This window comes from Shewanella sp. 1CM18E (genome assembly GCF_023161665.1).
Lineage (GTDB): Bacteria > Pseudomonadota > Gammaproteobacteria > Enterobacterales > Shewanellaceae > Shewanella.
In genome coordinates, this window is record NZ_JALNTW010000001.1 from 727,191 (window position 1) to 748,790 (window position 21,600).

At 41.6% G+C, this 21,600-nt stretch carries 21 protein-coding genes; 7 read left to right on the forward strand and 14 right to left on the reverse strand.

From position 1 onward, the window contains the following. The first annotated feature begins 429 nt into the window (after positions 1-429). Entirely contained in the window at positions 430-900 is a 471-nt protein-coding gene (locus MSG37_RS03190) for a cupin domain-containing protein (protein ID WP_248469094.1), read from the forward strand. 60 nt (positions 901-960) lie between these two features. On the opposite strand, the gene MSG37_RS03195 is transcribed toward MSG37_RS03190, so the two are convergent. The 6 genes from MSG37_RS03195 to MSG37_RS03220 all read right to left on the reverse strand — a co-directional run bounded on the left by MSG37_RS03195 (position 961) and on the right by MSG37_RS03220 (position 7,572). Continuing rightward, on the reverse strand, positions 961-1,893 hold the full coding sequence (locus MSG37_RS03195; protein ID WP_248469095.1) for a Dyp-type peroxidase: 933 nt from the start codon (positions 1,891-1,893) through the stop codon (positions 961-963). 259 nt (positions 1,894-2,152) lie between these two features. Continuing rightward, positions 2,153-3,184 carry an ABC transporter ATP-binding protein gene (locus tag MSG37_RS03200; RefSeq protein WP_248469096.1) on the reverse strand — a complete coding sequence of 344 codons (1,032 nt, stop codon included), beginning with the start codon at positions 3,182-3,184 and terminating at the stop codon, positions 2,153-2,155. A gap of 1 nt (position 3,185) precedes the next feature. Then, complete coding sequence (locus MSG37_RS03205; protein WP_248469097.1) at positions 3,186-4,817, reverse strand: iron ABC transporter permease; 1,632 nt, start codon at positions 4,815-4,817, stop codon at positions 3,186-3,188. Between the two features lie 187 nt (positions 4,818-5,004). After that, positions 5,005-6,012, reverse strand: coding sequence for a Fe(3+) ABC transporter substrate-binding protein (locus tag MSG37_RS03210; RefSeq protein WP_248469098.1), 1,008 nt, complete (start codon positions 6,010-6,012; stop codon positions 5,005-5,007). Between the two features lie 191 nt (positions 6,013-6,203). Further along, on the reverse strand, positions 6,204-6,803 hold the full coding sequence (locus tag MSG37_RS03215) for a glutathione S-transferase N-terminal domain-containing protein (RefSeq protein WP_248469099.1): 600 nt from the start codon (positions 6,801-6,803) through the stop codon (positions 6,204-6,206). Between the two features lie 19 nt (positions 6,804-6,822). Continuing rightward, positions 6,823-7,572 (reverse strand): ferredoxin--NADP reductase, encoded by a 750-nt coding sequence (locus tag MSG37_RS03220; RefSeq protein WP_248469100.1) that lies wholly within the window; start codon positions 7,570-7,572, stop codon positions 6,823-6,825. A 299-nt stretch (positions 7,573-7,871) separates the two neighbouring features. On the opposite strand from MSG37_RS03220, the gene MSG37_RS03225 reads away from it, so the two are divergent. Next, positions 7,872-8,447: a histidine phosphatase family protein gene (locus MSG37_RS03225; protein WP_248469101.1), complete on the forward strand. Its 576-nt coding sequence runs from the start codon at positions 7,872-7,874 to the stop codon at positions 8,445-8,447. A gap of 13 nt (positions 8,448-8,460) precedes the next feature. After that, positions 8,461-8,658 carry a hypothetical protein gene (locus MSG37_RS03230; protein ID WP_248469102.1) on the forward strand — a complete coding sequence of 66 codons (198 nt, stop codon included), beginning with the start codon at positions 8,461-8,463 and terminating at the stop codon, positions 8,656-8,658. On the opposite strand, the gene MSG37_RS03235 is transcribed toward MSG37_RS03230, so the two are convergent. Further along, positions 8,655-8,918: a hypothetical protein gene (locus tag MSG37_RS03235; protein WP_248469103.1), complete on the reverse strand. Its 264-nt coding sequence runs from the start codon at positions 8,916-8,918 to the stop codon at positions 8,655-8,657. The two genes, MSG37_RS03230 and MSG37_RS03235, sit on opposite strands and share 4 nt — an antisense overlap. Before the next feature lie 89 nt (positions 8,919-9,007). Then, positions 9,008-10,789 (reverse strand): ABC transporter ATP-binding protein/permease, encoded by a 1,782-nt coding sequence (locus MSG37_RS03240; protein ID WP_248469104.1) that lies wholly within the window; start codon positions 10,787-10,789, stop codon positions 9,008-9,010. A 341-nt stretch (positions 10,790-11,130) separates the two neighbouring features. Between MSG37_RS03240 and MSG37_RS03245 the strand changes: the two genes are divergently transcribed. Then, on the forward strand, positions 11,131-11,307 hold the full coding sequence (locus MSG37_RS03245; protein ID WP_108944435.1) for a hypothetical protein: 177 nt from the start codon (positions 11,131-11,133) through the stop codon (positions 11,305-11,307). A 56-nt stretch (positions 11,308-11,363) separates the two neighbouring features. On the opposite strand, the gene aroG is transcribed toward MSG37_RS03245, so the two are convergent. The 5 genes from aroG to MSG37_RS03270 all read right to left on the reverse strand — a co-directional run bounded on the left by aroG (position 11,364) and on the right by MSG37_RS03270 (position 16,488). Next, positions 11,364-12,419 carry a 3-deoxy-7-phosphoheptulonate synthase AroG gene (gene aroG / locus MSG37_RS03250; RefSeq protein ID WP_248469105.1) on the reverse strand — a complete coding sequence of 352 codons (1,056 nt, stop codon included), beginning with the start codon at positions 12,417-12,419 and terminating at the stop codon, positions 11,364-11,366. Between the two features lie 474 nt (positions 12,420-12,893). Next, complete coding sequence (locus tag MSG37_RS03255; protein ID WP_248469106.1) at positions 12,894-14,060, reverse strand: hypothetical protein; 1,167 nt, start codon at positions 14,058-14,060, stop codon at positions 12,894-12,896. A gap of 184 nt (positions 14,061-14,244) precedes the next feature. Continuing rightward, positions 14,245-14,619 carry a hypothetical protein gene (locus tag MSG37_RS03260; protein ID WP_348984449.1) on the reverse strand — a complete coding sequence of 125 codons (375 nt, stop codon included), beginning with the start codon at positions 14,617-14,619 and terminating at the stop codon, positions 14,245-14,247. A gap of 266 nt (positions 14,620-14,885) precedes the next feature. After that, on the reverse strand, positions 14,886-16,136 hold the full coding sequence (locus tag MSG37_RS03265; protein ID WP_248469107.1) for an ammonium transporter: 1,251 nt from the start codon (positions 16,134-16,136) through the stop codon (positions 14,886-14,888). 13 nt (positions 16,137-16,149) lie between these two features. Beyond that, entirely contained in the window at positions 16,150-16,488 is a 339-nt protein-coding gene (locus MSG37_RS03270) for a P-II family nitrogen regulator (RefSeq protein ID WP_248469108.1), read from the reverse strand. A 271-nt stretch (positions 16,489-16,759) separates the two neighbouring features. Here MSG37_RS03270 and MSG37_RS03275 point away from each other — a divergent pair, with 271 nt between their 5' ends. After that, positions 16,760-17,299 carry an isochorismatase family protein gene (locus MSG37_RS03275; protein WP_248469109.1) on the forward strand — a complete coding sequence of 180 codons (540 nt, stop codon included), beginning with the start codon at positions 16,760-16,762 and terminating at the stop codon, positions 17,297-17,299. A gap of 120 nt (positions 17,300-17,419) precedes the next feature. Here the strand turns inward: MSG37_RS03275 and nrfA are convergent, their stop codons facing one another. Beyond that, positions 17,420-18,823, reverse strand: a complete 1,404-nt coding sequence (gene nrfA / locus MSG37_RS03280) for an ammonia-forming nitrite reductase cytochrome c552 subunit (protein WP_248469110.1) — start codon at positions 18,821-18,823, stop codon at positions 17,420-17,422. 244 nt (positions 18,824-19,067) lie between these two features. Between nrfA and narQ the strand changes: the two genes are divergently transcribed. Together narQ and MSG37_RS03290 are read left to right on the forward strand one after the other, a co-directional pair. Next, positions 19,068-20,777, forward strand: coding sequence for a nitrate/nitrite two-component system sensor histidine kinase NarQ (gene narQ, locus MSG37_RS03285; RefSeq protein WP_248469111.1), 1,710 nt, complete (start codon positions 19,068-19,070; stop codon positions 20,775-20,777). 106 nt (positions 20,778-20,883) lie between these two features. Next, positions 20,884-21,513: a response regulator gene (locus MSG37_RS03290; protein WP_248469112.1), complete on the forward strand. Its 630-nt coding sequence runs from the start codon at positions 20,884-20,886 to the stop codon at positions 21,511-21,513. The last annotated feature ends 87 nt before the right edge of the window (positions 21,514-21,600 follow it).

The following is a 21,600-nucleotide window of genomic DNA, read 5'->3' on the forward strand; positions in this document are numbered from 1 at the left end:
TAAAAATATTAATAAACTTAATGCCATAAAGAGATGTATGGCATTAAGTTTTGTTAAATTCTGCTTTGATAACTCAAATTTCAGTCCCAAAACAGCACATTCCTGCCCTGCTCTAATAACCCTGTTCAACTGACTATCCTTGCCACAAATCTAGCTTTTACTCGCTATCATGTTAACTTCAGCTTAGCTTTCAACATCATCAACTCTGCAATCTGAGCAAATTTATCGAACCTAACTGCCAGTAATACTAATGCGCTCGCCTAAACAGACTCGGAAAATCCCACCAGCATCCTATAGCTACTCATTTTCTAGCTGGAGTCACAGAGATACTCAAAGATTGTTTTATACAATATATTGAATAGCGTCTTCTCTCTTGAGCAATTATCGTTATAATCCTTTATGACAGTTTTGTAAGCTGAGGGTGACTAAATGCATAAGAGTAAAATAATAAATATCAATGATCTATGCTGGGAATCGTGGCAACACGAAGACGAATACGCCAGCGATCAAAAACATCTTGGTGATATGGCCGGTGGCGAAAAAATTGGTGTAACTATGGAGCGCTTACCACCAGGAAAGTCTTCAGCAGTCGCCCATTATCACACCAAAGAAGAAGAGCATATTTATGCTATGCAAGGTGAAGCAACTTTGTATATCGACGGTGAGCCTCATATATTCAGCCAAGGCCAATATATCTGCTTCAATGCCGATACGGGTATAGCTCATAAGCTATTTAACCATAGCGAAAACGACTTTATCTTTATCGTTGTTGGCAATAGAGATATTCATGACGTTGTGGTTTATCCTGAAAATAACAAAGTTCTGGTTAAATCAGTCAACGAAATCTATACCCGTAGACCGACAAACTACTGGGACAAAGATGAAATGCCTGCTAAATAACCATAAAAAACGCACCTAATAAGGTGCGTTTTTTATTTATACATTAACTAGCCTAGGGTACTACTCTGCTGTGATCATAAAATCTAATGATGGAGCAAAGAATGATGACCCGGTTAATGCTTGAGTAAAGTGCATTAAATGGTCGTGGTTCCCCTCATTGTCACCATACACCATGCTCTCAAGCATCTTTTCAAAATTCACAGAATTACGGCAAGTAGAGATAAACATTAAGCCCTGCTCTTTAACCGAGCCATAAGGCATGCTCTGACGTAAAATTTCCATCGACTTACCTTCACTATCTTTAAGGTTTACGCGTTTGATATGGCTAGTCAATGGCTTATCAGCTGATTCATACTCAATATTATCAACCTTAGTACGGCCGATTACATCTTCTTGCTTTTTAACCGGTAGGCGGTTCCACTTACTCAAGTTATGAGCAAACTTTTGCACATGGATATAACTACCACCTTTAAAGCGGCTATCTTCTTCGCCAATCAGTGCCACTTCTTGACGGCTACGCCCTTTAGGGTTCTCTGTACCGTCAACAAAACCAGTTAAATCACGCGCGTCCAAAAATCTAAAGCCACGCTCTTCATCAACCAGCTCTACAAGACCTTCAAACATTTGGTTTACTTCGTTTGCAACCAAATGAAGTATATCAAAACGATCACAACGGATATGCACAAACAAATCGTATTCGATAGCAGGCGCATCACGAGTACCTTTGTTCATTGCAGGAAAAGGCTTTAGCTGCTCAGGTCGAGCACTTGGGTATAGTGTGTCCCAATAGTTAGCGCCAATGGCAACAAAACCATTAAATGCACTATCAGAGTATTGATCTGCTAATTCATAAATATATTGAGCTACATTCGCCACACAAGGACGCATATCAGACTCAACATTGTCGTTAGCATTAAACATTAAATAGACACTGTGCAAGTTCCCTTCTGCACATACTCCAAGCTGTTCACGCGGCATAACCTGACTATCCATTATTTTAAGTAACCCTTTTGCTGAATTTAATTTCGGCAACATTATGTACAACTTTAGTCATTAATATCATTAACTGACGCACAATAACTAGAATTAAAACAGAAATGTTGGTTGTCACGCAGATTTAGACAAAGCTCAAATAGATCAAGATCGCAAAATATATCGCTATCACCTTTACAGCCAGTGCCAATCGCTTAGTCATTACCTTATACGATTAAACTAAACCCAAGCTTAATCTGAAGTTATATCGTGCATCACCTTATGAAAACAGCACCAAACTGCGATTTTTGTAGGTTATATCAACTCGATCTCCAACTGAAAAATCAAGATCTGTACTGTGGACATCTAATACGTTTGTGCCAACCTGTACTTGATATTGGCAAATATTGCCAAGAAAGCGTCGCTCAAGAATCTCTCCTTTGCCTTTAGCAGTGCCTGTTAAGTGTAAATGTTGTGGCCTAACTAAAAGCTCTACGTCACTGCCTACAGCATTGCTAATTGGCTTATTACTGGCTATTTCCCCAATTGAGGTTTCCACTGTATGGCTATCAATAATCTGTGCTGTTAAATAGTTAGCTGTACCCAAAAAATCTGCAACATATCGATCTGAAGGCGCGGAATATAAGTTTTCAGCATCACCACATTGCACAATATGCCCTTCGTTAAACAAAGCCAATTTATCGGCGAACACAAATGCCTCATCTTTACTGTGAGTAACAAAAACAGCACTGACATTATGTTTTTTAAGGATCTCTCTGATCTCTAACATCATCTCTTTACGCACTTTAGCATCGATATTAGAAAATGGTTCGTCGAGTAACAGCACTTCAGGTTCATAAGCTAATGCTCTAGCAATAGAGACCCTTTGTTGCTGCCCGCCTGATAGCTCATGAGGATAACGCTTAGCTAAACCCTCTAACTTAACAAGGCCGAGCATCTCTTCTAATCGAGCTTTGCGTAATTTCTTATTACGAGTTTGCACACCAAATAAAATATTGTCAGCCACAGTGAGATGCGGAAATAGCGCGTAATCTTGGAAGATCATCCCCACACCACGCTTTTCACTAGCGATAAACTGATTCTTATCGGCAACGACTCTATTGTTGATAATAATTGAACCTTGGCTGATAGACTGTAAACCGGCAATTGCCCGCAGCAAGGTTGTTTTACCACAACCACTAGGGCCTAGCAGTGCCACGATTTCACCCTTTTCAACAGTAAGATCTAAGCCTTTTAAGATCACTTGCCCTTGGTAGTCACTAAATACTTGATGTATTGCTAATGTCGCCATATTAATTATCTTGCTCCAAGGAACGATTCAGATAGATAAGCGGAATTAGGCCAACTAGCACAATTACAATTGCTGCTAACGCCCCGTGCTCAAGTTGCTCATCCGATACAAACTGATATACATAAGTCGCTAAATTTTCAAAGCCTATAGGCCTAAGTAATAAGGCTGCAGGTAACTCTTTCATGCATTCGATGAAGACTAACAATAACCCAGCAAAAATACCTTTTCGAAGTAGAGGAATATGCACTAAACGCAACAAGTTCATCGGCTTTAACCCCATAGTTATGCCGGCCATATCAAGCGATGGCGAAATGCGTTTATAACTATTTTCGATACTACCAATGGCTATTGCCGCAAAGCGAATGCAGAATGCGCAAACAATAATAAAACTGCTTCCAGTAAAGATTAAACCGGGTCCCTGAACATCAAAGTACAAAGCTATGTCATCAATCGCGAAATCTATAACGGTAAAAGGGACTAATATACCTATCGCCAACACAGTACCGGGCAATGCATAACCTGTTGACGCTAACCGTGAAGGCAAAATATCTGCTCTTCGCGGGCTAATTCGGCGAATAAACATCAGCAAAATACCGATAGCAACACAAATAACACTCGCCACCATGGCTATCCACAGACTATTAAAACTGTATTCAAAAAACTCTTCATTCCAGCTTTCAGCGAAATAGCCATAAGCGTATTGCAATAAAATGATGAAAGGCAATAAAAACGCCAACACCAGCAAGGTACAGCAATAGCCCAAAGCCAGCATAGCTTTGGCACCTTTTAAAGGGTAGATATCTAGTTCACCGGGAGTTGATTGTTTTTGAAACAGCTTTTGTTTGCGACGGGCAAATCGCTCAAAGCCCACCATGGCAAAAATCACCAACAACATTATGGTTGAGAGCTTAGCCGCTGCCGTCAAACTGCCATATTCAAACCAAGTATCGTAAACCGCAGTTGTTAAAGTGGGTACAGCAAAATAGCTTACCGTGGCAAAATCAGCGGCAGTTTCCATGGCAACTAACGCAGCTCCCACTGCAAATGCTGGCCGCGCCATAGGCAGGCTTAAACGCCAAAAACTCTTCCAAGGCCCGCAGCCCATCACTCGAGTGGCTTGGGTTAAACTGGCTGACTGCTCCATAAAGGCGGTTCTTGCCAATAAGTAAATATAGGGAAATAACACCAGTGCTAACATGATAGCTGCACCGCCTAAGGATCGAACTTCAGGAAAGTGGTAATCTTGCGGCGATTGCCAAGCAAAAAATGCCCGTAAGCTTCGCTGCACCGGCCCCGCATAATCAAGCAAGTCGGTATACACATAAGCGACTACATAGGCAGGCATAGCTAACGGCAGTAATAAAGCCCACTGAAAAATACGTCTACCGGGAAAATCACATTTAGCCACCAGCCAAGCAGCAGGGATCGCGATAATTAACGAACCTAGCACCACCCAAAACATCAGCCATAAACTGTTACTAATATAGGTAGGCAACACGGTATTAAAAAGGTGGGGAAACACAGATTCATCAGGCATAAATGACTGACCAATAAGTGCAATAAGTGGTGTGATAACCAGTAATGCTAACGTATAACCTGTGACAGACCAGCCCTTGGCTAAGCCTAAAACCATAATTTTAACTACCTAAGTAAAAGAAACGATGCGTTGTTAGAAACAAGAAAACCTATCTTATTGCCATCAGCATAAGATAGGTTCAATGAGGTGTTTCATTGGCGCCCACATATTACTAGCTTATAGCCAGTTTGGCGTAGTCTACGCCTAACGTGTTAGCTCAACCTTAAACAACTTTATCACTAAGTTACAGATCAAATTTTACTTCATCGAGCAATTTAATCGCAGCGCTGTGATATTCAGCTAGCTTGTAAATAGGCAAGTCATCTGCTTTAAACTCCCCCCAAGAAGCAACTAGCTTAGACGGTGCAACATCAACCTTAACTGGGTATTCAAAGTTAACTTCAGCATAGGTTTGCTGAGCTTTATCGCCTGATAAAAACTCCATCAACTTAAGCGCAGCAGCTTGGTTCTTTGAATGTTTTGCCATTGCCATGCCAGAAACATTGATATGTGAACCACGGTTGTCTTGGTTAGGGAAGTTAATTTCTATCGCATCAGCCCAAGCTTGTTGCTTTGGATCTTGCAACATTTTGCCTAAGTAATAGCTGTTACCAATCGCCAAGTCACAAAGACCTTCGCTAACAGCTTTAACCTGTGCTCTGTCATTACCTTGTGGTTTACGCGCAAGGTTAGCTTTCCAACCCTCTAACCAAGTTTTAGTTTCTTGCTCACCATGATGGGCAATCATTGAAGCAACTAGCGAAACATTGTAAGGGTGCTTACCGCTACGGGTACAAATCTTACCTTTATATTTTGGGTCTGCTAAATCTTCATAATTGATATCAAGCTTACCTAGGCGATCTTTTGATGAGTAGATATTACGAACGCGCATAGTCAGCGCATACCACTCGTCATCTGGAGAACGATATTTTGCAGGGATATTTTGTTGTAACGTATCACTGGCTGCAGGAGTAACCAGATCTTTTTCAACGAGTTCCATTAAACGGTAAAAATCAGAAGTTAGCACCACATCAGCTTTAGATAAGCGACCTTCGCGCAACATGCGCTCCGCAATGCCTTTTTTCGAAAACACAACGTCAACCTTAATACCCGTTTCTTTGGTGAAATCGGCTAAGATTGGGTCAATTAGAAAAGCTTGTCGATAGGAGTATACAGTTAAACTATCTGCCGCATTTGCAATTGAAGCAAAGCAAGCAAGCCCTATTACAGCAAGACTTTTTACCATTTTCATTTGTTTCTCCCTCAAATATCGTACGGTGCATCACTAAGTGATACTGATAATAATTCTCAGTCGCACGAATGGTAATCAAAACTTAACTGAACAGCAAGTTTTTATCACAGATTTAACACTTTCACTAACAAGCCATATTACATCAGTAAATACTTAACTTACATTACCTTAGCGCTTTGTTATCAGCCATATTAGCGCTTAGGTAAGGTCGATAGGAATAACTCGGTTTGTGCAATATTGCCGTGCCATAGTGATAGTGCAGGCACCACCTTACGCCAAGACAATTGAGGGTGACGAAAATCTAGATAGTCTAATAGACAAACCAGCATCACCTGCTGGGCGGTTAACTCTTGAAAATGGCTGAGTCCCAACTGCTCCACTTGCTTTAATCCCCTAAGCAACGCCTGCTCGAACCTTGCTGCCCAAAAGTCGGAACGCAAACCGTCTTGTTCACGCAACTGCTCTTGCCTTAATGACACAGCGCTATCTAACATGCCTTTTAACAATGAAAAGTGGCACTGGTTAGCCCAATCATTGTATTGACCCGCGAATAGCTTACAGTCTCCGTATTTAGCGTCGATAAACTTCATTATCACTTCGCTGTCATATAAAGATGAGCCATCATTCAAGCTTAAACAGGGGACTTTTGCTAACGGGTTACAACGCAAGAATTCAGCATCATTCACAAAAGGATCGACAATGACTTCAGCAACATCGTTTACGCCATAGTAACGCAGTAACACACGTACACAGCGCGCATAGGGGGATGCATCAGAATAAAACAGTTTCATGGTTAAGCTCTTCCATTAGTTACCAATATTTTTCTACTGTGATTTGACCTGGTGCACGGCGCAAGTTTTTCACTAACCCCTTATCCGTGAGGATCTGTTGCATCTCGCTAATCATACCGGGGTTACCACACAACATAACTTGTGAATCGGCTGAGTTGATAGTTATTCCAGTTTTTGATTCAACTTCACCACTTACCACTAACTCCGGGATCCTTTGACTAAATGCGTCAGCAAAAGGTTCTCTCGTTACCGAAAGCACCAATTTGAATTGCTCGGGGTAGTCTGCTTCAAACTGTTTAAGTAGCTGTAGGTAAGCAAGATCTTGTACTTCTCGCACTCCGTATACCAATATCACTTGGTCATAAGATTGCCATGGTTCATTCGTTGCCATCATCGAGATAAATGGACCGACTGCCGTACCTGTCGCTATAAACCAAAGGTGCTTACCTTTTTGCTCATTTTTAGGTAGTTCATCGAGTGTCATAAAACCAGTCGCTTTAGTCGCAACATCAATGCTATCACCAACTTTCAGCGCTTGAAGGTTAGGAGATAACTGACCATCGTTTACTGCAACCGCCAAGATCTCAATGTAGTCAGTCCCCGGAGGGTTAACTAGAGAATATGCTCGACCTATCCTTTTATCGTCTACGACTTGGCTAAGCTTAATAAACTGACCTGCAATAAAGTCACCAATATCGACTTTTATTCGAAGAGAAAAGAGCTTATCACTCCAATCTTGCCTAGATACAACCTGTCCTTCTATCCACATAGCATGCCCCTAAGTCTATTGTACGAACCTGGACTAATAGCACTCCAAGCTCTATTGCGTCTGTAACAACATATCAAACTATGCTTTGTATGTAACAATGCACAATCTGTAACATGCCGTTACCTAAGGATAAAGCTATAAATAAGCATATGCTTTTATTTGTGCAACAGAAACATTATACCAATCAGTATAAGAATTTGATCTACTGACTTGCCGATTTTATTATGGGAAAACTGCTACGGTTGCTTAACCTAAGTTAACGCAACAAAGCATCCATTAGCCACTGTTAAGGAGCCTACGTGAAGTTGATAAGTCCAACATTTATAAAACTGTTTGCTTATACTTGTCTTGCAATTAGCATGCTAGGCAATCTTTCTTTCGCCGCACAAGATGCAATTAGCAAGCCCGCACTTAATAAAAGTAGCGATATCACCAAAGTTGTGTTGTTAGTAAGGCATGCTGAAAAGAATATATCCGATAACCGAGATCCAAAGCTTAGTCCGGCCGGAATAGCGAGATCTCAAGCACTAGCTAAGCAGTTATCGCAGTTTGAATTATCTCAGCTGATTGCCTCCGATTATCAAAGAACCCAGTTAACCCTAACCCCTATAGCCAAAGATAAAGCGCTTACTGTCACTATTGCAGCAACTAAATCTGGGCTAACTGCTCATGTAAATAATATTGTCGCTTTAGTAAATAAAGAGCCTGGTAATAGCTTAATTGCTGGACACTCTAATACTCTTCCTATGATAATTAGCGCACTTGGTGGCCCCACTATCAAAAAGATCAGTGAATCAACTTTTGGTGAACTGTATCAATTGGATATAAAACAAAATGCAGAGGTTGTTTTAAGCCAATCTCACTTTGGTCAATAGCTAAGGAAATTCGATGAGTAATTCAAACCAGACCTCTAAACCTAAAGCCTTGTCTGATAGCTGTAATAGTTGTGAGCGAATGACGGTGATAGAAGGGGAGCATGTCTGTTTTAGAGAAGGCAAAATCACCGGATTAACGCCAATGAAAGCCTCCTCAACAAAAACAAAGCTTATTTGTGACGGCTGGAAACTAGGTAAACTCGACTTTTAAGCGCTAAGCATGCCGGCGTAATCTCGAGCTGAAAACTTTGGCTCATGTAAAAGACCTGCAAGTGGCGACTCTGGTATTGCTTTTGCCAAACTCAGCCCTCGAGTTGTGACACGCATACCAGCGTGCAATTCAAAATATACAACTTCAAGTTCGTCAGTTTCTAGTCCACGCTTTTTCAGCGTAGCCATAATCGCTAACCAATCAGTATTCACTTTACTGTCTTGGCCTTCAATTTGCGCAAGTATAGGTATATTTTTCATTGTTACCTTCTCAGTATCCGTTTGCCGTTAATTTATGTGCGATTATAGCAATATGAAACTGAACCTTTGCTGAACTCTAGCTTTAATAGCTATTCACTCGCTTCTTGTTGCACTCGCCATAACTTGGCATAAAAGCCCTTTTTAGCGAGTAAATCATTGTGACTACCTGATTCAACTACCTTTCCTTGGCTGAGTACAATAATCCGATCAGCGTCGACTACAGTCGACAATCTATGGGCAATGACCAAACTTGTGTGGCCTTTCGCCACCTCTTTTAAGGCAGACAAAATAGCTTGCTCTGAATGACTATCTAACGATGATGTGGCCTCATCAAATACTAAAATTGGTGCTTTTTTCAAAATAGCTCGAGCAATAGCTACACGCTGCTTTTCACCGCCTGATAACTTTAAGCCACGTTCACCCACTTTAGTGTCACCGCCTTCAGGCAGGCTGGCGATAAAATTGCCCAAATGAGCCATTTTAATCGCAGCATTGATTTCATCTATGCTGGCTTCTGGGCGGCCATAACGAATGTTTTCAATCAAGGTATCGTTAAATAAAACCGTATCTTGCGGAACAATCGCGATAGCTTGCCTTAAGACATCTTGAGTCACATGCCGAATATCGTGACCATCAATCATTACTTTGCCATCTACCACATCGTAAAAACGGAACAGCAGTTTAACTAAGGTTGATTTGCCTGCACCACTGTCACCAACAATCGCCACTTTCTCGCCCGGTTCAATAGTAAAACTCACATCATCTAATATCGTACGTGAATCATAACGGAAGCCAACATGCTCAAATGACACACGCCCTTGAGTTAACGCTTGGTTATGTGCGTCTTGCTCATCATTAATCAGTGGCACTTTATCTAATAAATCGAACATACGTTCAATATTGGCAAATGCACCGCGGATCTCGCGATAAACAAAACCAAGAAAATTAAGCGGAATAAACAGCTGCATCATAAACGCATTGATCAACACAAAGTCACCAATGGTCATCACGCCTTGAGTCACATCATACGCCGCCATACCTAGCATCAGCGTCATAGCAACCGAGATAATACAAGCTTGACCTGCATTTAAGGCGAACAAAGATAAACGGTTTTTACGTTTAGCGTCCTCCCACTGGGCTAGCGCAACATCATATTGCTTAGCCTCATACTGCTCATTATTAAAATACTTCACCGTTTCATAGTTAAGTAAGCTATCTATCGCTCGCGTATTAGAAACCGAGTCGGCTTTTGCTGCATCGCGCACGTAGCCGGTTCGCCACTCGGTAGCAACTATCGAATAAGCTCCATAAGCAATCACGGATAATAAGGTTACGCCCGCAAATTTATAGCCATAGTTGTAAAATAAAATTCCCACCACCAATACGATTTCTAAAATCGTCGGCACAATATTGAACACCATAAAGCGCATCAAAAAACTCATACCACTAGTGCCGCGCTCAATATCTCGAGACAAGCCACCTGTGCGGCGCTCTAAATGAAACGCCATATCTAATCGGTGTAAATGTTCAAATACCGCCATTCCTAAACGACGGATTGCTCGCTCGGTCACTCTGCCAAACAAGGTATCTCTAACTTCCGAAATCAACGTATTAAGTAAACGAATACAGCCGTAAGCAACAACTAATGAGATTGGAACCGATATAAGCTCAGCCGTCGAAGTATTAGACAAGCCATCCACTAATGCCTTTAATACAAAAGGCAAACCTACGCTTGCCACTTTCGCTACGACCAAGCACAACAGCGCCAACCCCACTCTTTGCTTAAACTCGATAAGATACGGCCATAACATACGCAATACATGCCAATTAAGCTTACCTACTGGGCCATCGAAATATAATGAAGGGCGCATTTTCACTTCCAATATAAGTTGAATGTATAGACTAGAATTTCTATTGTACGACAAGAATTTAGCTATTTTCAGCTAAAAAACAGGCACCATTGGTGTAATAAAAAAGTTAACAAACACTTGCTCACGGCTATGCTATCGTACTATTTTAAGCTCAATATAGCGGCAGGCGAACTCAGAAACTGAGCCGGTTTACACACTTTTTGACTATTTTGTACTAAGTCGCGTAAATACTGTTAACCCAAAGAAAAGAATTTGATATTCTCTGCGCTACAAAATTAAAAGTGAACAAGTTAGAAGAGTCGATATGACGCTTTTCAAGTTAACTACAAAAGGATGCAAACATGCTTGACTCATCCAAGCCACAATATCCCCCATTACCACTCATCCAAACATGGATATGGATGATGACCCAATCTGGAAATCCTGAAATTCAGGAAAAGGGACAAAACAACCTCATTGCTTCTTTTGGCAGCTTAGCTAAAGCTAACCAATACTTGCTTGAGCAAGAAGGAAAGTAGTTCACTCAGCTGAATATTTGAATTAAAAAAGGAGGCCTTAGCCTCCTTTTTACTTATTAACCCGCTCTACGCTGAGTAATACTTTGATTCAGTGTCGCCAATAGGCTTTCAGTGTCGCTCCAACCAATACAAGCATCAGTCACACTCTGGCCATAACATAGTGACTGACCTTGAATATGATCCTGGCGGCCTTCAATTAAGTTACTCTCAACCATCACACCAAAAATAGCGTCTTCACCACCGGCAACTTGCGCTGCAACATCATCAGCAACCAACATTTGACGCTCAAACTGCTTGCTGCTGTTAGCATGACTAAAATCAATCATAATATTGCTAGCAAGTTTCGCTTTTTCAAGCTGCTGCTTAATATCACTTACATGCGCCGCGCTATAATTAGGCTCTTTACCGCCACGTAAAATAATATGGCAATCAGGATTACCTTTGGTCTCAACAATTGCAGAATGACCAAACTTAGTCACAGATAAGAAGTGGTGCGGTGCGCTTGCCGCGCCAATTGCATCGATAGCCACTTTAATTGTGCCATCAGTTCCATTTTTAAAACCAACAGGACTTGATAGACCAGAAGCAAGCTCACGGTGGACTTGAGACTCAGTTGTACGCGCACCAATCGCGCCCCAACACATTAAGTCGGCAACATATTGCGGGGTGATCATATCTAGAAACTCACCAGCAGTTGGTAGCCCCAGATCATTTAAATCTAACAATAGTTTACGTGCAGTGCGCAGGCCATCGTTTAGCTTGAAGCTGTTATCCATATATGGATCATTGATCAAACCTTTCCAACCAACGGTTGTACGTGGCTTCTCAAAATAAACCCGCATAACGATTTCTAACTGATCTTTATAACGGTCTCTTAGTTCAACTAAACGCTTACCGTATTCGAGCGCAGCGACAGGATCGTGGATCGAGCATGGACCAATAACCACCAATAAGCGGTCATCTTTTTTAGCTAAAATATTGTGAATGCTTTCACGGGCATTAAATACGGTCGCTGATGCGTTCTCTGTTGCAGGAAATCGCTCCAAAATCGCAATAGGAGGTAACAACTCTTTAATTTTATTAATTCGAACATCATCATTTTGGTAATACATGGTAATACTTGCTCCGTCTAGCCTATGAATACAGATCTCTCAATTGCGATACTGCAGTCAATTTAGCCAGTATGAGCATAGATTGCAATCAAGTTATTATTATTTAACCTAAATATTTTTAAACTATTGTTTAAAATAAAAATAACTTTCATAAAATAGAAATAAACTCTCACCTGATTAACCATTTAGCCTGATAAAACATCTAATTAGCATAAATATATCAGTGCAAAGCGAGCTAAGCTTATTGAAAACACATTTAATCTTTTACTAAGACTCAAATTAGGCTTAGCGATAATATTGATCCATCTTCTATAATCACAACCAATTTCTTCGTCTAGAAAACTGCTCAGTCTCAGTCAAACAAGCAGCTAAAATTGCATTAAAATCGCGGCAAAAAACTAGCCGCCTTCAGCAGCGGCTTTAATAGTAGATGGGATAAACCGAGTGGCTAGGATTACGGCTAAGTAGCAAAAATCAATGACTGCGCATAGCCTGCAGTTTTGACTGATAACGCTGTTTATTGCGGTCATCTTTAGTTAGCGATAAGGCTTTTTGCAGATTTTGCTGAGCACGTTTTTCATCGCCTGTGACCCAATAGGTACGCGATAAACCAAAGTAAAACTCATGGCGATAATCAGCCTTTGCAATAGCTCGCTTATACCAAGCCAGCGCGTCTTGATACTGCCTATCTAAGTAGGCCTGCTGCGCCATACCATAATAGTAATAAGGGTTACGTATACGAGCGAGCTCTAGCACTCTATGCACATCAGCCCACTCTTCTAACCTATCTTGTGCTGCCAACATAATCGCGTAATTATTAAGCGCGTTCATATCTTCTGGGCTTACAGTTAACGCATAGCGATAAAGCGCCTCTGCCTCATGATTCATACGTTTATAACGATACAGCACTGCTAAGGTATTTAACGCTGGTAGAAAATGGCTCTGCTCGTTAAGCGCCAGTTTTAGCAAGCTGTAAGTCTTATCATAATCTCCAGCAACTAATGCCTCAGCAGCCAAGTTATTATAAAACATAGAGATCACCGTCGATTTATTAACTCTTTGTTTGTTATAGCCCTGCATTGCACGCTCAGGTAGAAAGTCGATCTGAATTGAGCGCGTAGACAGGTTAAATACATTGTCTTTCTCCTGAGGCAATAGCACTAAGTTGATATGACCATTGACTAAATAGAAGCCACCTTGTCTATCCCATATCGGCGGAATACCGATATCTTGAAATTCAACCTTTACATCAACAACTTCAGCTAACGCAGCAGTTAATACCACTAGCGACAAACAGTTACCTTCGCGATCATTAAAGGTTTCACTCGCTGTGCGAGTCACATTGTCCGCATACTTAAAGCCGCCATCATCGGCATTAATATAATTTGCAAGCCATTCATGCACCATTAACCTAGATTGCTGTTGATATTTGTTCGAGCGTTGCTGCGCACGTTTTAACTCGGCAATGGCTTCAGCGGGCAATTCAAACAGTTCTTCTGGACTTGGTAGCGAGGAAACTGGCGTGAAATGTGAATCATGGAAGTAAGGGGTTAAATCAGCAATAGGCTTGGGCTGCTGGCTGGCACAACCAAAAAGTAGACAAGTAATTAATCCGAAAAGAAGCAAAACGGGTCGTTTCATCGCACACTCAACACAAAGGCTCTATACATTAAGCATATGTCATTAATATGAATCAGGATGAAAAAAGTACAAAAAGATTGCAGCTAAAATGTATAGCCTGCAATTAAACCAGTAAATGCGAGTCCCCGATAAATTGATACTTTATCTTGTTAATACAGCGATCAATTTCCTCAAGCAAAAATGGCTAAGGCTGGTCAGTTTGGATTGGAGGGTCGATTTGAATATAAAGCTGCTGATTTTGGTACTGATAAGGTCGGTAATACAAACCTTGGCAAGCAAAGTGCTGATAGGGAGCCACAACTGCTAAACAACCAATGGGCAAGCTTTGTAAAATTTGCAGCTGTTGCTGATAACGCAGTGCCTCTTGCCACTGATGTTTGCGCTGCACTTCATCTCGCACCGCAAAAGCATCAAATGGTTCACTCGACTTTCTTACGACTACCTGCCCAGCGGATGCACTCGCAATAAATAATAGGCAAAGTAGCGATATAAGGCTAAATGAACTAACAAGCCGCAGCTTATACATGCTCGCTTTAATTGCTTGTATAACCCAATGCATAATCGCTCCTCGTTTACCTAGTTAGCGCTACTGTAGCGTAAATCGACTACAACCGTATAAAGATTTACCACTTAACACGATTTTAGTCATGGGCTACTAGCAACAAGCTAGTACTCACAAGCTATTTCTTACAAACTAGTACTCACAAGCAACGACTCCCGAGCCAAAGCCACAATCATAAAAAAAACAGAGCCGAAGCTCTGTTTTAGGTTTTAGCTCTGTTTTAGTATTTAGCGCTATTAATGCGAGCTATTTGATAGCTTGAATTAACTCGAGCTTTTAATCGACACAAACTCAGGGTAAGCATCAATACCGCAATCAGATGCATCCATGCCGTTATACTCTTCCTCTTCTGTAACACGAATACCCATAGTGAGCTTAAGTGCCAACCAAACAAGAGTCGATGCAGAAAACACCCAAGCAAAAATTACTGCTGCGCCATATAGCTGAGTAATCAATGTCGCCTCAGGATTAGATAAAGGCACCAGCACTAAACCAAGTAAACCTGCTACACCGTGCACCGAAATAGCACCTACAGGATCATCAATTTTCACTCTATCAAATGCCACAATTGAAAATACAACCAGACCACCAGCCACTACACCAATTACACCGGCCATGGTTAATGAAGGTGATAACGGATCAGCAGTAATTGCCACCAAGCCAGCTAATGCACCGTTTAAGATCATGGTCAAATCAGCCTTGCCCCAAATCAAACGGCAAACCACTAATGCTGATAAAGCACCAAAAGCGGCAGCAGAGTTAGTATTAACAAAAATCTTAGCAACGGCGCTGGCGTTTTCAGCGTCAGATACCAGCAACTGTGAACCACCATTAAAACCGAACCAGCCCATCCAAAGAATAAACATACCTAAGGTTGCCATAGGTAGATTTGAACCAGGAATAGGATTCACCTGACCATTAGCGCCATACTTACCTTTACGGGCACCTAATAGCAGCACGCCAGAAATCGCCGCAGCTGCACCAGCCATATGCACAATGCCACTACCAGCAAAATCGACAAAACCCGCTTCAGCTAAAAATCCGCCGCCCCATGTCCAATAGCCTTCCACAGGATAGATAATGGCAGTCATAAACACAGAGAAAATTAAAAACGCCCATAACTTCATACGCTCAGCAACCGCTCCAGACACAATAGACATTGCTGTTGCCACAAACACAACCTGGAAGAAGAAATCAGACTCTAAAGCATGATCGGCACCGGCATCTTGCGAGCCAATCAAACTACCAAATGATGGCAACCAACCGCCTTCAGCACTATCAACATACATAATGTTGTAACCAACAATTAAATACATCACACAAGCGATAGAATATAAACACACGTTTTTAGTCAAAATTTCTGTGGTGTTTTTAGAGCGCACAAGCCCAGCTTCTAGCATGGCAAAACCTGCCGCCATCCACATAACTAAGGCACCCGAAATTAAAAAATAGAAAGTATCTAGGGCAAAGCGTAACTCTGTTACCGTTAATCCCAACTTGGCTAAATCATCCATTTGCTTTTCCCCTTTAAAGTGCGTCGTTATCGAATTCACCAGTTCGAATTCGAATGGCTTGCTCAAGATCAGTAATAAAAATTTTACCGTCACCAATTTTTCCTGTGCGAGCCGCGCCGGTAATTGCTTCTAGTAACAGCTCTAATCGCTCAGTTTTTATGGCTATCTCCAGCTTAACTTTAGGGAGAAAGTCGACTTGATATTCTGCACCACGATAGAGCTCGGTATGCCCTTTTTGGCGACCAAAGCCTTTCACCTCAGTAACCGTCATACCTTCAATGCCTACACCCGCAATGGCTTCGCGTACATCATCTAATTTAAATGGTTTTATAATTGCACTAACCAGTTTCATGACTCTCTCCCAAATTGCATTTCTTGTTTGTTAAATACAATTCAAGCATTAGGCCAAAATAAAAAAGCCTTATTAATCAGGAAACTAAATGATTCCGGGTTTTACCTGCTGGCTATTTATGCACCAATGATGTGCGTAGGTTACTCAAATGCACTGTTGTAAAGCATCGGTAGCTCAGTCGTTAGACTTATCGCCAATTGGAGGCAGATAGTAAGACTATTACCATCAGCTTAAAAACAAGCCGTGCCTAAACACCAATGAGGAAATGAACATGCTCAAAGCAGAACAATGTGTATTACTGGTGGTTGATGTACAAGGCCAATTGGCGCGTGTAGTAGAGCAAAGCGAGCGGCTACATCAAAACTTAAAAACATTGATTAAAGGCGTACAACTTTTTGATATACCTGTTTTATGTTTAGAGCAGCTACCCGATAAACTTGGTGCCACCAGCCCAGATATCGCCAGCGCCATCAAACCATTTGCCCCTATTAGTAAACATCACTTTAGTGGCTGGCAAGCCAATGAATTACAGCAACAGCTAACTCAAATGGGCCGAAAGCAAGTTATTTTGGCGGGGATTGAAACTCATGTTTGCGTATATCAAACCTGTCGTGACTTACTAGACAATGGCTATCAACCTCACCTTGTTATTGATGCAGTGGCTTCGCGGGAGCTTGCGAATAAAATCAGTGGTATTGAAATGATGCTGTCTTACGGTGCAATACAAACCAACATTGAAACCCTGCTATTTGAATTGCAACACCATGCACAAGGTGATCGCTTTAAAGCTCTGTTAAAACTAATTAAATAATGAACAACATTGATGGTAACCACCTATTGAAGTTGGTGGTTTAGGGCTGAAAACAAAAAAGCCCTCAAATGAGGGCTTTTACATCAAACACTTATATTAATTCAAAGTGTTTAACTAAACTTACTTGTAAGTTGCTTCACGCTCTTTAGCTTCAGCATCCCACTTAGGTAGAATAGTCTTCTTGAATTCTGCTTTATCAGCATTCATCTTATCCATATCCATACCTAGAGCTGCTTGCGCTTTAGCTTTAGTAGAGATATCTGGAAGTGCAACCGGCTGAGGTACACCTTTCTTAGCAAGTAGTTGAGCTAACTTAACGCGAGCATCAGCAGCCTTGTTTAGTGCAGTACCTAGTACACGTAACGCTTCATCTGGAGCGTGAGATGCAACACCGTGAGAAGCGATTGCATAATCCCAGCGCCATTGACCGTGACGGATATCAGTTAGGATTGGCTTCATTTCAGCTTCAGTAGCACCTGCTTTCCAAGCAGCACCCGCTTCGAAGTGAGCTCTAACTAATTGCTCTTCAGCTTGCAGTTGGATCTGCTTAACCTTAGCTTTACGCTCGTTATCTAGGTTAACCATGAACTCTTTGCTTTGGTCATGACAAGTACCACAAGTTTCTTCGAAACGATCAAATGGGTTACCCACTTTGTGATCGGTAAACTTACGGCCTTCAGCGTTTTTCACCTTAGGCATGTGACAGTCAGTACAACTTACATTGTTCTTACCGTGCATACCTAGCTGCCAAGTTTCATAACCTGGGTGCTGAGCTTTTAGCATTGGCGTTTTAGAGATAGCGTGAGTCCAATCTGCGAAGTCGATAGCATCATAGTATGCTTCCATATCTTCAACAGTTGTGCCCTTGTCCCATGGGAACTTAACAAAACCTTTTTTATCAGCAGTCTTTTCAAAGTAGTACTCTACGTGACACTGACCACAAACCATAGATTGCTTGTCTTTACGAGAAGCGTCCTCGAATGGTGTGCCAATCGCTTCCATTGCGCGTTCAGCGTATGGGCGAGAGATACGTAGCTTAGACTTACCTTTTTCGTGACAGTCAGAACAACCGATAGAGTTAACGATTTCTGGACCACCTTTAGCCCACTTACCTTTGAAGTAACCGTCTTCACCTTGTTCTTCAATCATGCGAGGTACATCAGGGCTCTTACAAGACCAACATGCCATTGGCATTGGGCCATCTTCAGCAGTTTTTGGTGCGCCAGTACGTAATGTATTACGTAAGTCGGTTACTGCGTAAATGTGACCACGCGCTTTGTTGTAGTCTTTAGCGAAACCGTAACCCGCCCATAAAATCACTAGGTTAGGGTCTTGCTCAAGGGCATCGATAATCTCAACGCTTTCAGACGTGTCATGCCAGCTGTTATACTGCTTTGAAAACTTATCCTTATAAACTTCATTACGAGGTTCAGTTTTATCGCTTGCGAATGCGCTACCAGCAATTAAGCTCGCAGCAACGATTGCACTTAGTGCAAAAGTCTTTTTAGTTAATGTTTTCACCATCTCATCTCCATGTTACTTTTATAATCTTTATATAGTCCCACCTATTCCAAGGTCGAAGTTAATCACTTCCATTTAACAAAAACATACCCCTTATGGGGTATCCGGAGTGAAGTTTGCGTTAGATCAAATTGTAAACGTGGTGTTGCTCACACTTTTATGTATTTGTTAACGTAATCAAGTAACCACTAATGTAAAACCGCTATAAATTAATAGCACATAAATGCCCATTACGAGATTTTTTTAGATGAAAAAAGGTAGACTCACGACAGCGATTTGGGGCTTCATGTTAACGCTGATTTTACTTTCTAGCGGCCTCGCGATTTTTGCTATTATCAACCTTTCTTATAGCTTAGGTGATGCTCGTGCAATCAATGCTTCTGGTTCATTAAGAATGCAGAGTTATCGGCTAATGTTTTATGCCAATTCAGGCAGCGAAGAAGCAGCGAACAAAATTGTCGAATTTGAAAATACATTACATTCTCAAGCACTTAAGCGTTCACTGACTTGGTATACACCACAAGATTTAAAAGATAAGTACCTAACGGTCATCGATAAATGGCAAGTCATGCGCTATTACATTGAAACCGAAGAATCTCGATTGTATGCCGCAGCATTAAAAGATTTTGTCGATACAATTGATCTGTTCGTTCTCGAGACCGAGCAATATGCCGCGTTGAAACTAAAAATATTGGCTCTTAGCCAAATTGTTGGCTTAGGGTTAATGTTGCTTATTGCCTTTTTTGTAGTGCGTATCGCTAAACGCAAAGTTGTTAAACCTTTGCAACAATTAATGCAAACCGCTGATACAATTTCGCAGGGAAACTTCAATGTTGAGATGCCTCAAACAGAGTACCTAGAACTAAGTGCGCTAAGCTGCGCCCTAGACTCAACAGTGAAAAAGCTAGCTACTGTTTACCAAGGGCTAGAAGATCAAGTACAAGAAAAAACCGTCGCCCTCACCCGCGCCAACGACGAGTTAACCCTGTTATACGACAGCTTGCTAATGCTGCATTCGAGTAAGCTAAATAAAAGCACATTATCCCAAGCCCTTAATGCTCTGCAGCTACATGAAAAAGACGTGCATCTGCGTTTAGTGATGGTCGAAGATGGCGAAGTTGCCGATATCATTACAGCCGGAGACGAAGATGAATGGCCACACGGTAGCGATAACACCATTCAATTCCCCTTAAAATTTGAGCAAAATAATCTAGGTTATATTGAAGTAAACTCTGCTGTTCCATTCTCAAGCCAGCTAATTAACAACTTTGCCATCATGCTCGCTCGCTCCATGGTGATTTATAACGCGGGCGAACAGCGCCAACAGTTAGCATTAATGGAGGAGCGCGGGGTTATCGCTAGAGAACTACACGACTCTTTAGGCCAGTTACTATCGTTTTTAAAGATCCAAGTTAACTTACTTTCAAAGGAGCTCGACAAAACGTCTAAGAGCCCAAGAGCTGCCGAGCAGTTGCAAGAGATTAATGAGGGAGTAACTACTGCTTACGTGCAGCTTAGGGAGCTTTTATCGACCTTCCGCTTAACCATTAAAGATCCTAACCTAGGTCACGCCATCGAAGGGATGATTGAGCAATTGCGTGGTCAGTCAAATGCTAACATTACTTTAGATTATAAGTTACCGCCGCAATTGCTCGGCGCACACCAGCATATTCATATCTTGCAGCTTACACGTGAAGCCACTTTAAATGCCATTAAGCATGCAAGCGCAAAACATATTCATATTAGCTGTCAAAAAGTGTCTAATGAAAAGGTTATTATTAGCATAAGCGATGACGGCATCGGCATTGACGCATTACAAGAAAGAGACCAACATTTTGGTCTTGGCATAATGCATGAGCGCGCCAGTCGACTATCCGGTGTGGTAGACTTTGGCTCAAATAATAAAGGCGGGGCGACAGTGACCTTAACCTTCCCTCCCGAACAAGAGCCAGCGTAGCCTTAACCGCTGCCAGTTTACGGGATATTATTTAGTTTAAAGCGCAAATATAATTGTTTAGTTCGTCTGATTTACAGACGCTATTTCCTCAGTAGGAGGCGGTAAAATGGGAAAACCCTATTCAGTGTTGGTGATCGACGATCATCCACTACTTCGTCGTGGGATCTGTCAGCTAGTGACCTCTGATTCAGACTTTACTCTTTTTGGTGAAGCGGGATCAGGATTAGACGCTATGTCTGCAGTCAGTGAGAACGAACCAGACATTATATTGCTCGACCTTAATATGAAAGGCATGACGGGGTTAGATACACTTAATGCTCTTAGGCAGGAAGGTGTCACTTCTCGCATTGTGATTTTAACCGTTTCCGATGCTAAGCAAGATGTTATTCGTCTAGTACGCGCTGGTGCTGACGGCTATCTACTAAAAGATACTGAGCCAGATCTATTACTCGATATGCTTAAGAAAACCATGCTTGGCCATCGCGTTATTAGTGACACAGTACAAGAGTATCTATCTGAGCTTAACAGCTCTGTTAATGAGCAAGAGTGGATCGAAAACTTAACCCCAAGAGAGCTCGAGATCTTGCAGCATTTAGCTGAAGGACAAAGTAATCGTATTGTGGCAGAGCAGCTGCATATCAGCGAAGGCACAGTAAAGGTGCATGTGAAAAACTTACTGCGTAAAGCCAACGCCAAATCACGCACAGAAATGGCGGTTCGTTACTTAAACCAGTAAACGCTAGATAAGTAAAAGATCCACCTTCTGAAGAAGGTGGCTTTGATATAACTCCCTAAAAGGGAGCTTTCCTACCGTGCGTTAACA

Bases quoted from the DNA above. Each gene is read 5' to 3' on its own strand.
- MSG37_RS03190 (WP_248469094.1), top strand. From the start codon at position 430: ATGCATAAGAGTAAAATAATAAATATCAATGATCTATGCTGGGAATCG.
- MSG37_RS03195 (WP_248469095.1), bottom strand. From the start codon at position 1,893: ATGGATAGTCAGGTTATGCCGCGTGAACAGCTTGGAGTATGTGCAGAA.
- MSG37_RS03200 (WP_248469096.1), bottom strand. From the start codon at position 3,184: ATGGCGACATTAGCAATACATCAAGTATTTAGTGACTACCAAGGGCAA.
- MSG37_RS03205 (WP_248469097.1), bottom strand. From the start codon at position 4,817: ATGGTTTTAGGCTTAGCCAAGGGCTGGTCTGTCACAGGTTATACGTTA.
- MSG37_RS03210 (WP_248469098.1), bottom strand. From the start codon at position 6,012: ATGAAAATGGTAAAAAGTCTTGCTGTAATAGGGCTTGCTTGCTTTGCT.
- MSG37_RS03215 (WP_248469099.1), bottom strand. From the start codon at position 6,803: ATGAAACTGTTTTATTCTGATGCATCCCCCTATGCGCGCTGTGTACGT.
- MSG37_RS03220 (WP_248469100.1), bottom strand. From the start codon at position 7,572: ATGTGGATAGAAGGACAGGTTGTATCTAGGCAAGATTGGAGTGATAAG.
- MSG37_RS03230 (WP_248469102.1), top strand. From the start codon at position 8,461: ATGAGTAATTCAAACCAGACCTCTAAACCTAAAGCCTTGTCTGATAGC.
- MSG37_RS03235 (WP_248469103.1), bottom strand. From the start codon at position 8,918: ATGAAAAATATACCTATACTTGCGCAAATTGAAGGCCAAGACAGTAAA.
- MSG37_RS03240 (WP_248469104.1), bottom strand. From the start codon at position 10,789: ATGCGCCCTTCATTATATTTCGATGGCCCAGTAGGTAAGCTTAATTGG.
- MSG37_RS03245 (WP_108944435.1), top strand. From the start codon at position 11,131: ATGCTTGACTCATCCAAGCCACAATATCCCCCATTACCACTCATCCAA.
- aroG (WP_248469105.1), bottom strand. From the start codon at position 12,419: ATGTATTACCAAAATGATGATGTTCGAATTAATAAAATTAAAGAGTTG.
- MSG37_RS03255 (WP_248469106.1), bottom strand. From the start codon at position 14,060: ATGAAACGACCCGTTTTGCTTCTTTTCGGATTAATTACTTGTCTACTT.
- MSG37_RS03260 (WP_348984449.1), bottom strand. From the start codon at position 14,619: ATGCATTGGGTTATACAAGCAATTAAAGCGAGCATGTATAAGCTGCGG.
- MSG37_RS03265 (WP_248469107.1), bottom strand. From the start codon at position 16,136: ATGGATGATTTAGCCAAGTTGGGATTAACGGTAACAGAGTTACGCTTT.
- MSG37_RS03270 (WP_248469108.1), bottom strand. From the start codon at position 16,488: ATGAAACTGGTTAGTGCAATTATAAAACCATTTAAATTAGATGATGTA.
- MSG37_RS03275 (WP_248469109.1), top strand. From the start codon at position 16,760: ATGCTCAAAGCAGAACAATGTGTATTACTGGTGGTTGATGTACAAGGC.
- nrfA (WP_248469110.1), bottom strand. From the start codon at position 18,823: ATGGTGAAAACATTAACTAAAAAGACTTTTGCACTAAGTGCAATCGTT.
- narQ (WP_248469111.1), top strand. From the start codon at position 19,068: ATGAAAAAAGGTAGACTCACGACAGCGATTTGGGGCTTCATGTTAACG.
- MSG37_RS03290 (WP_248469112.1), top strand. From the start codon at position 20,884: ATGGGAAAACCCTATTCAGTGTTGGTGATCGACGATCATCCACTACTT.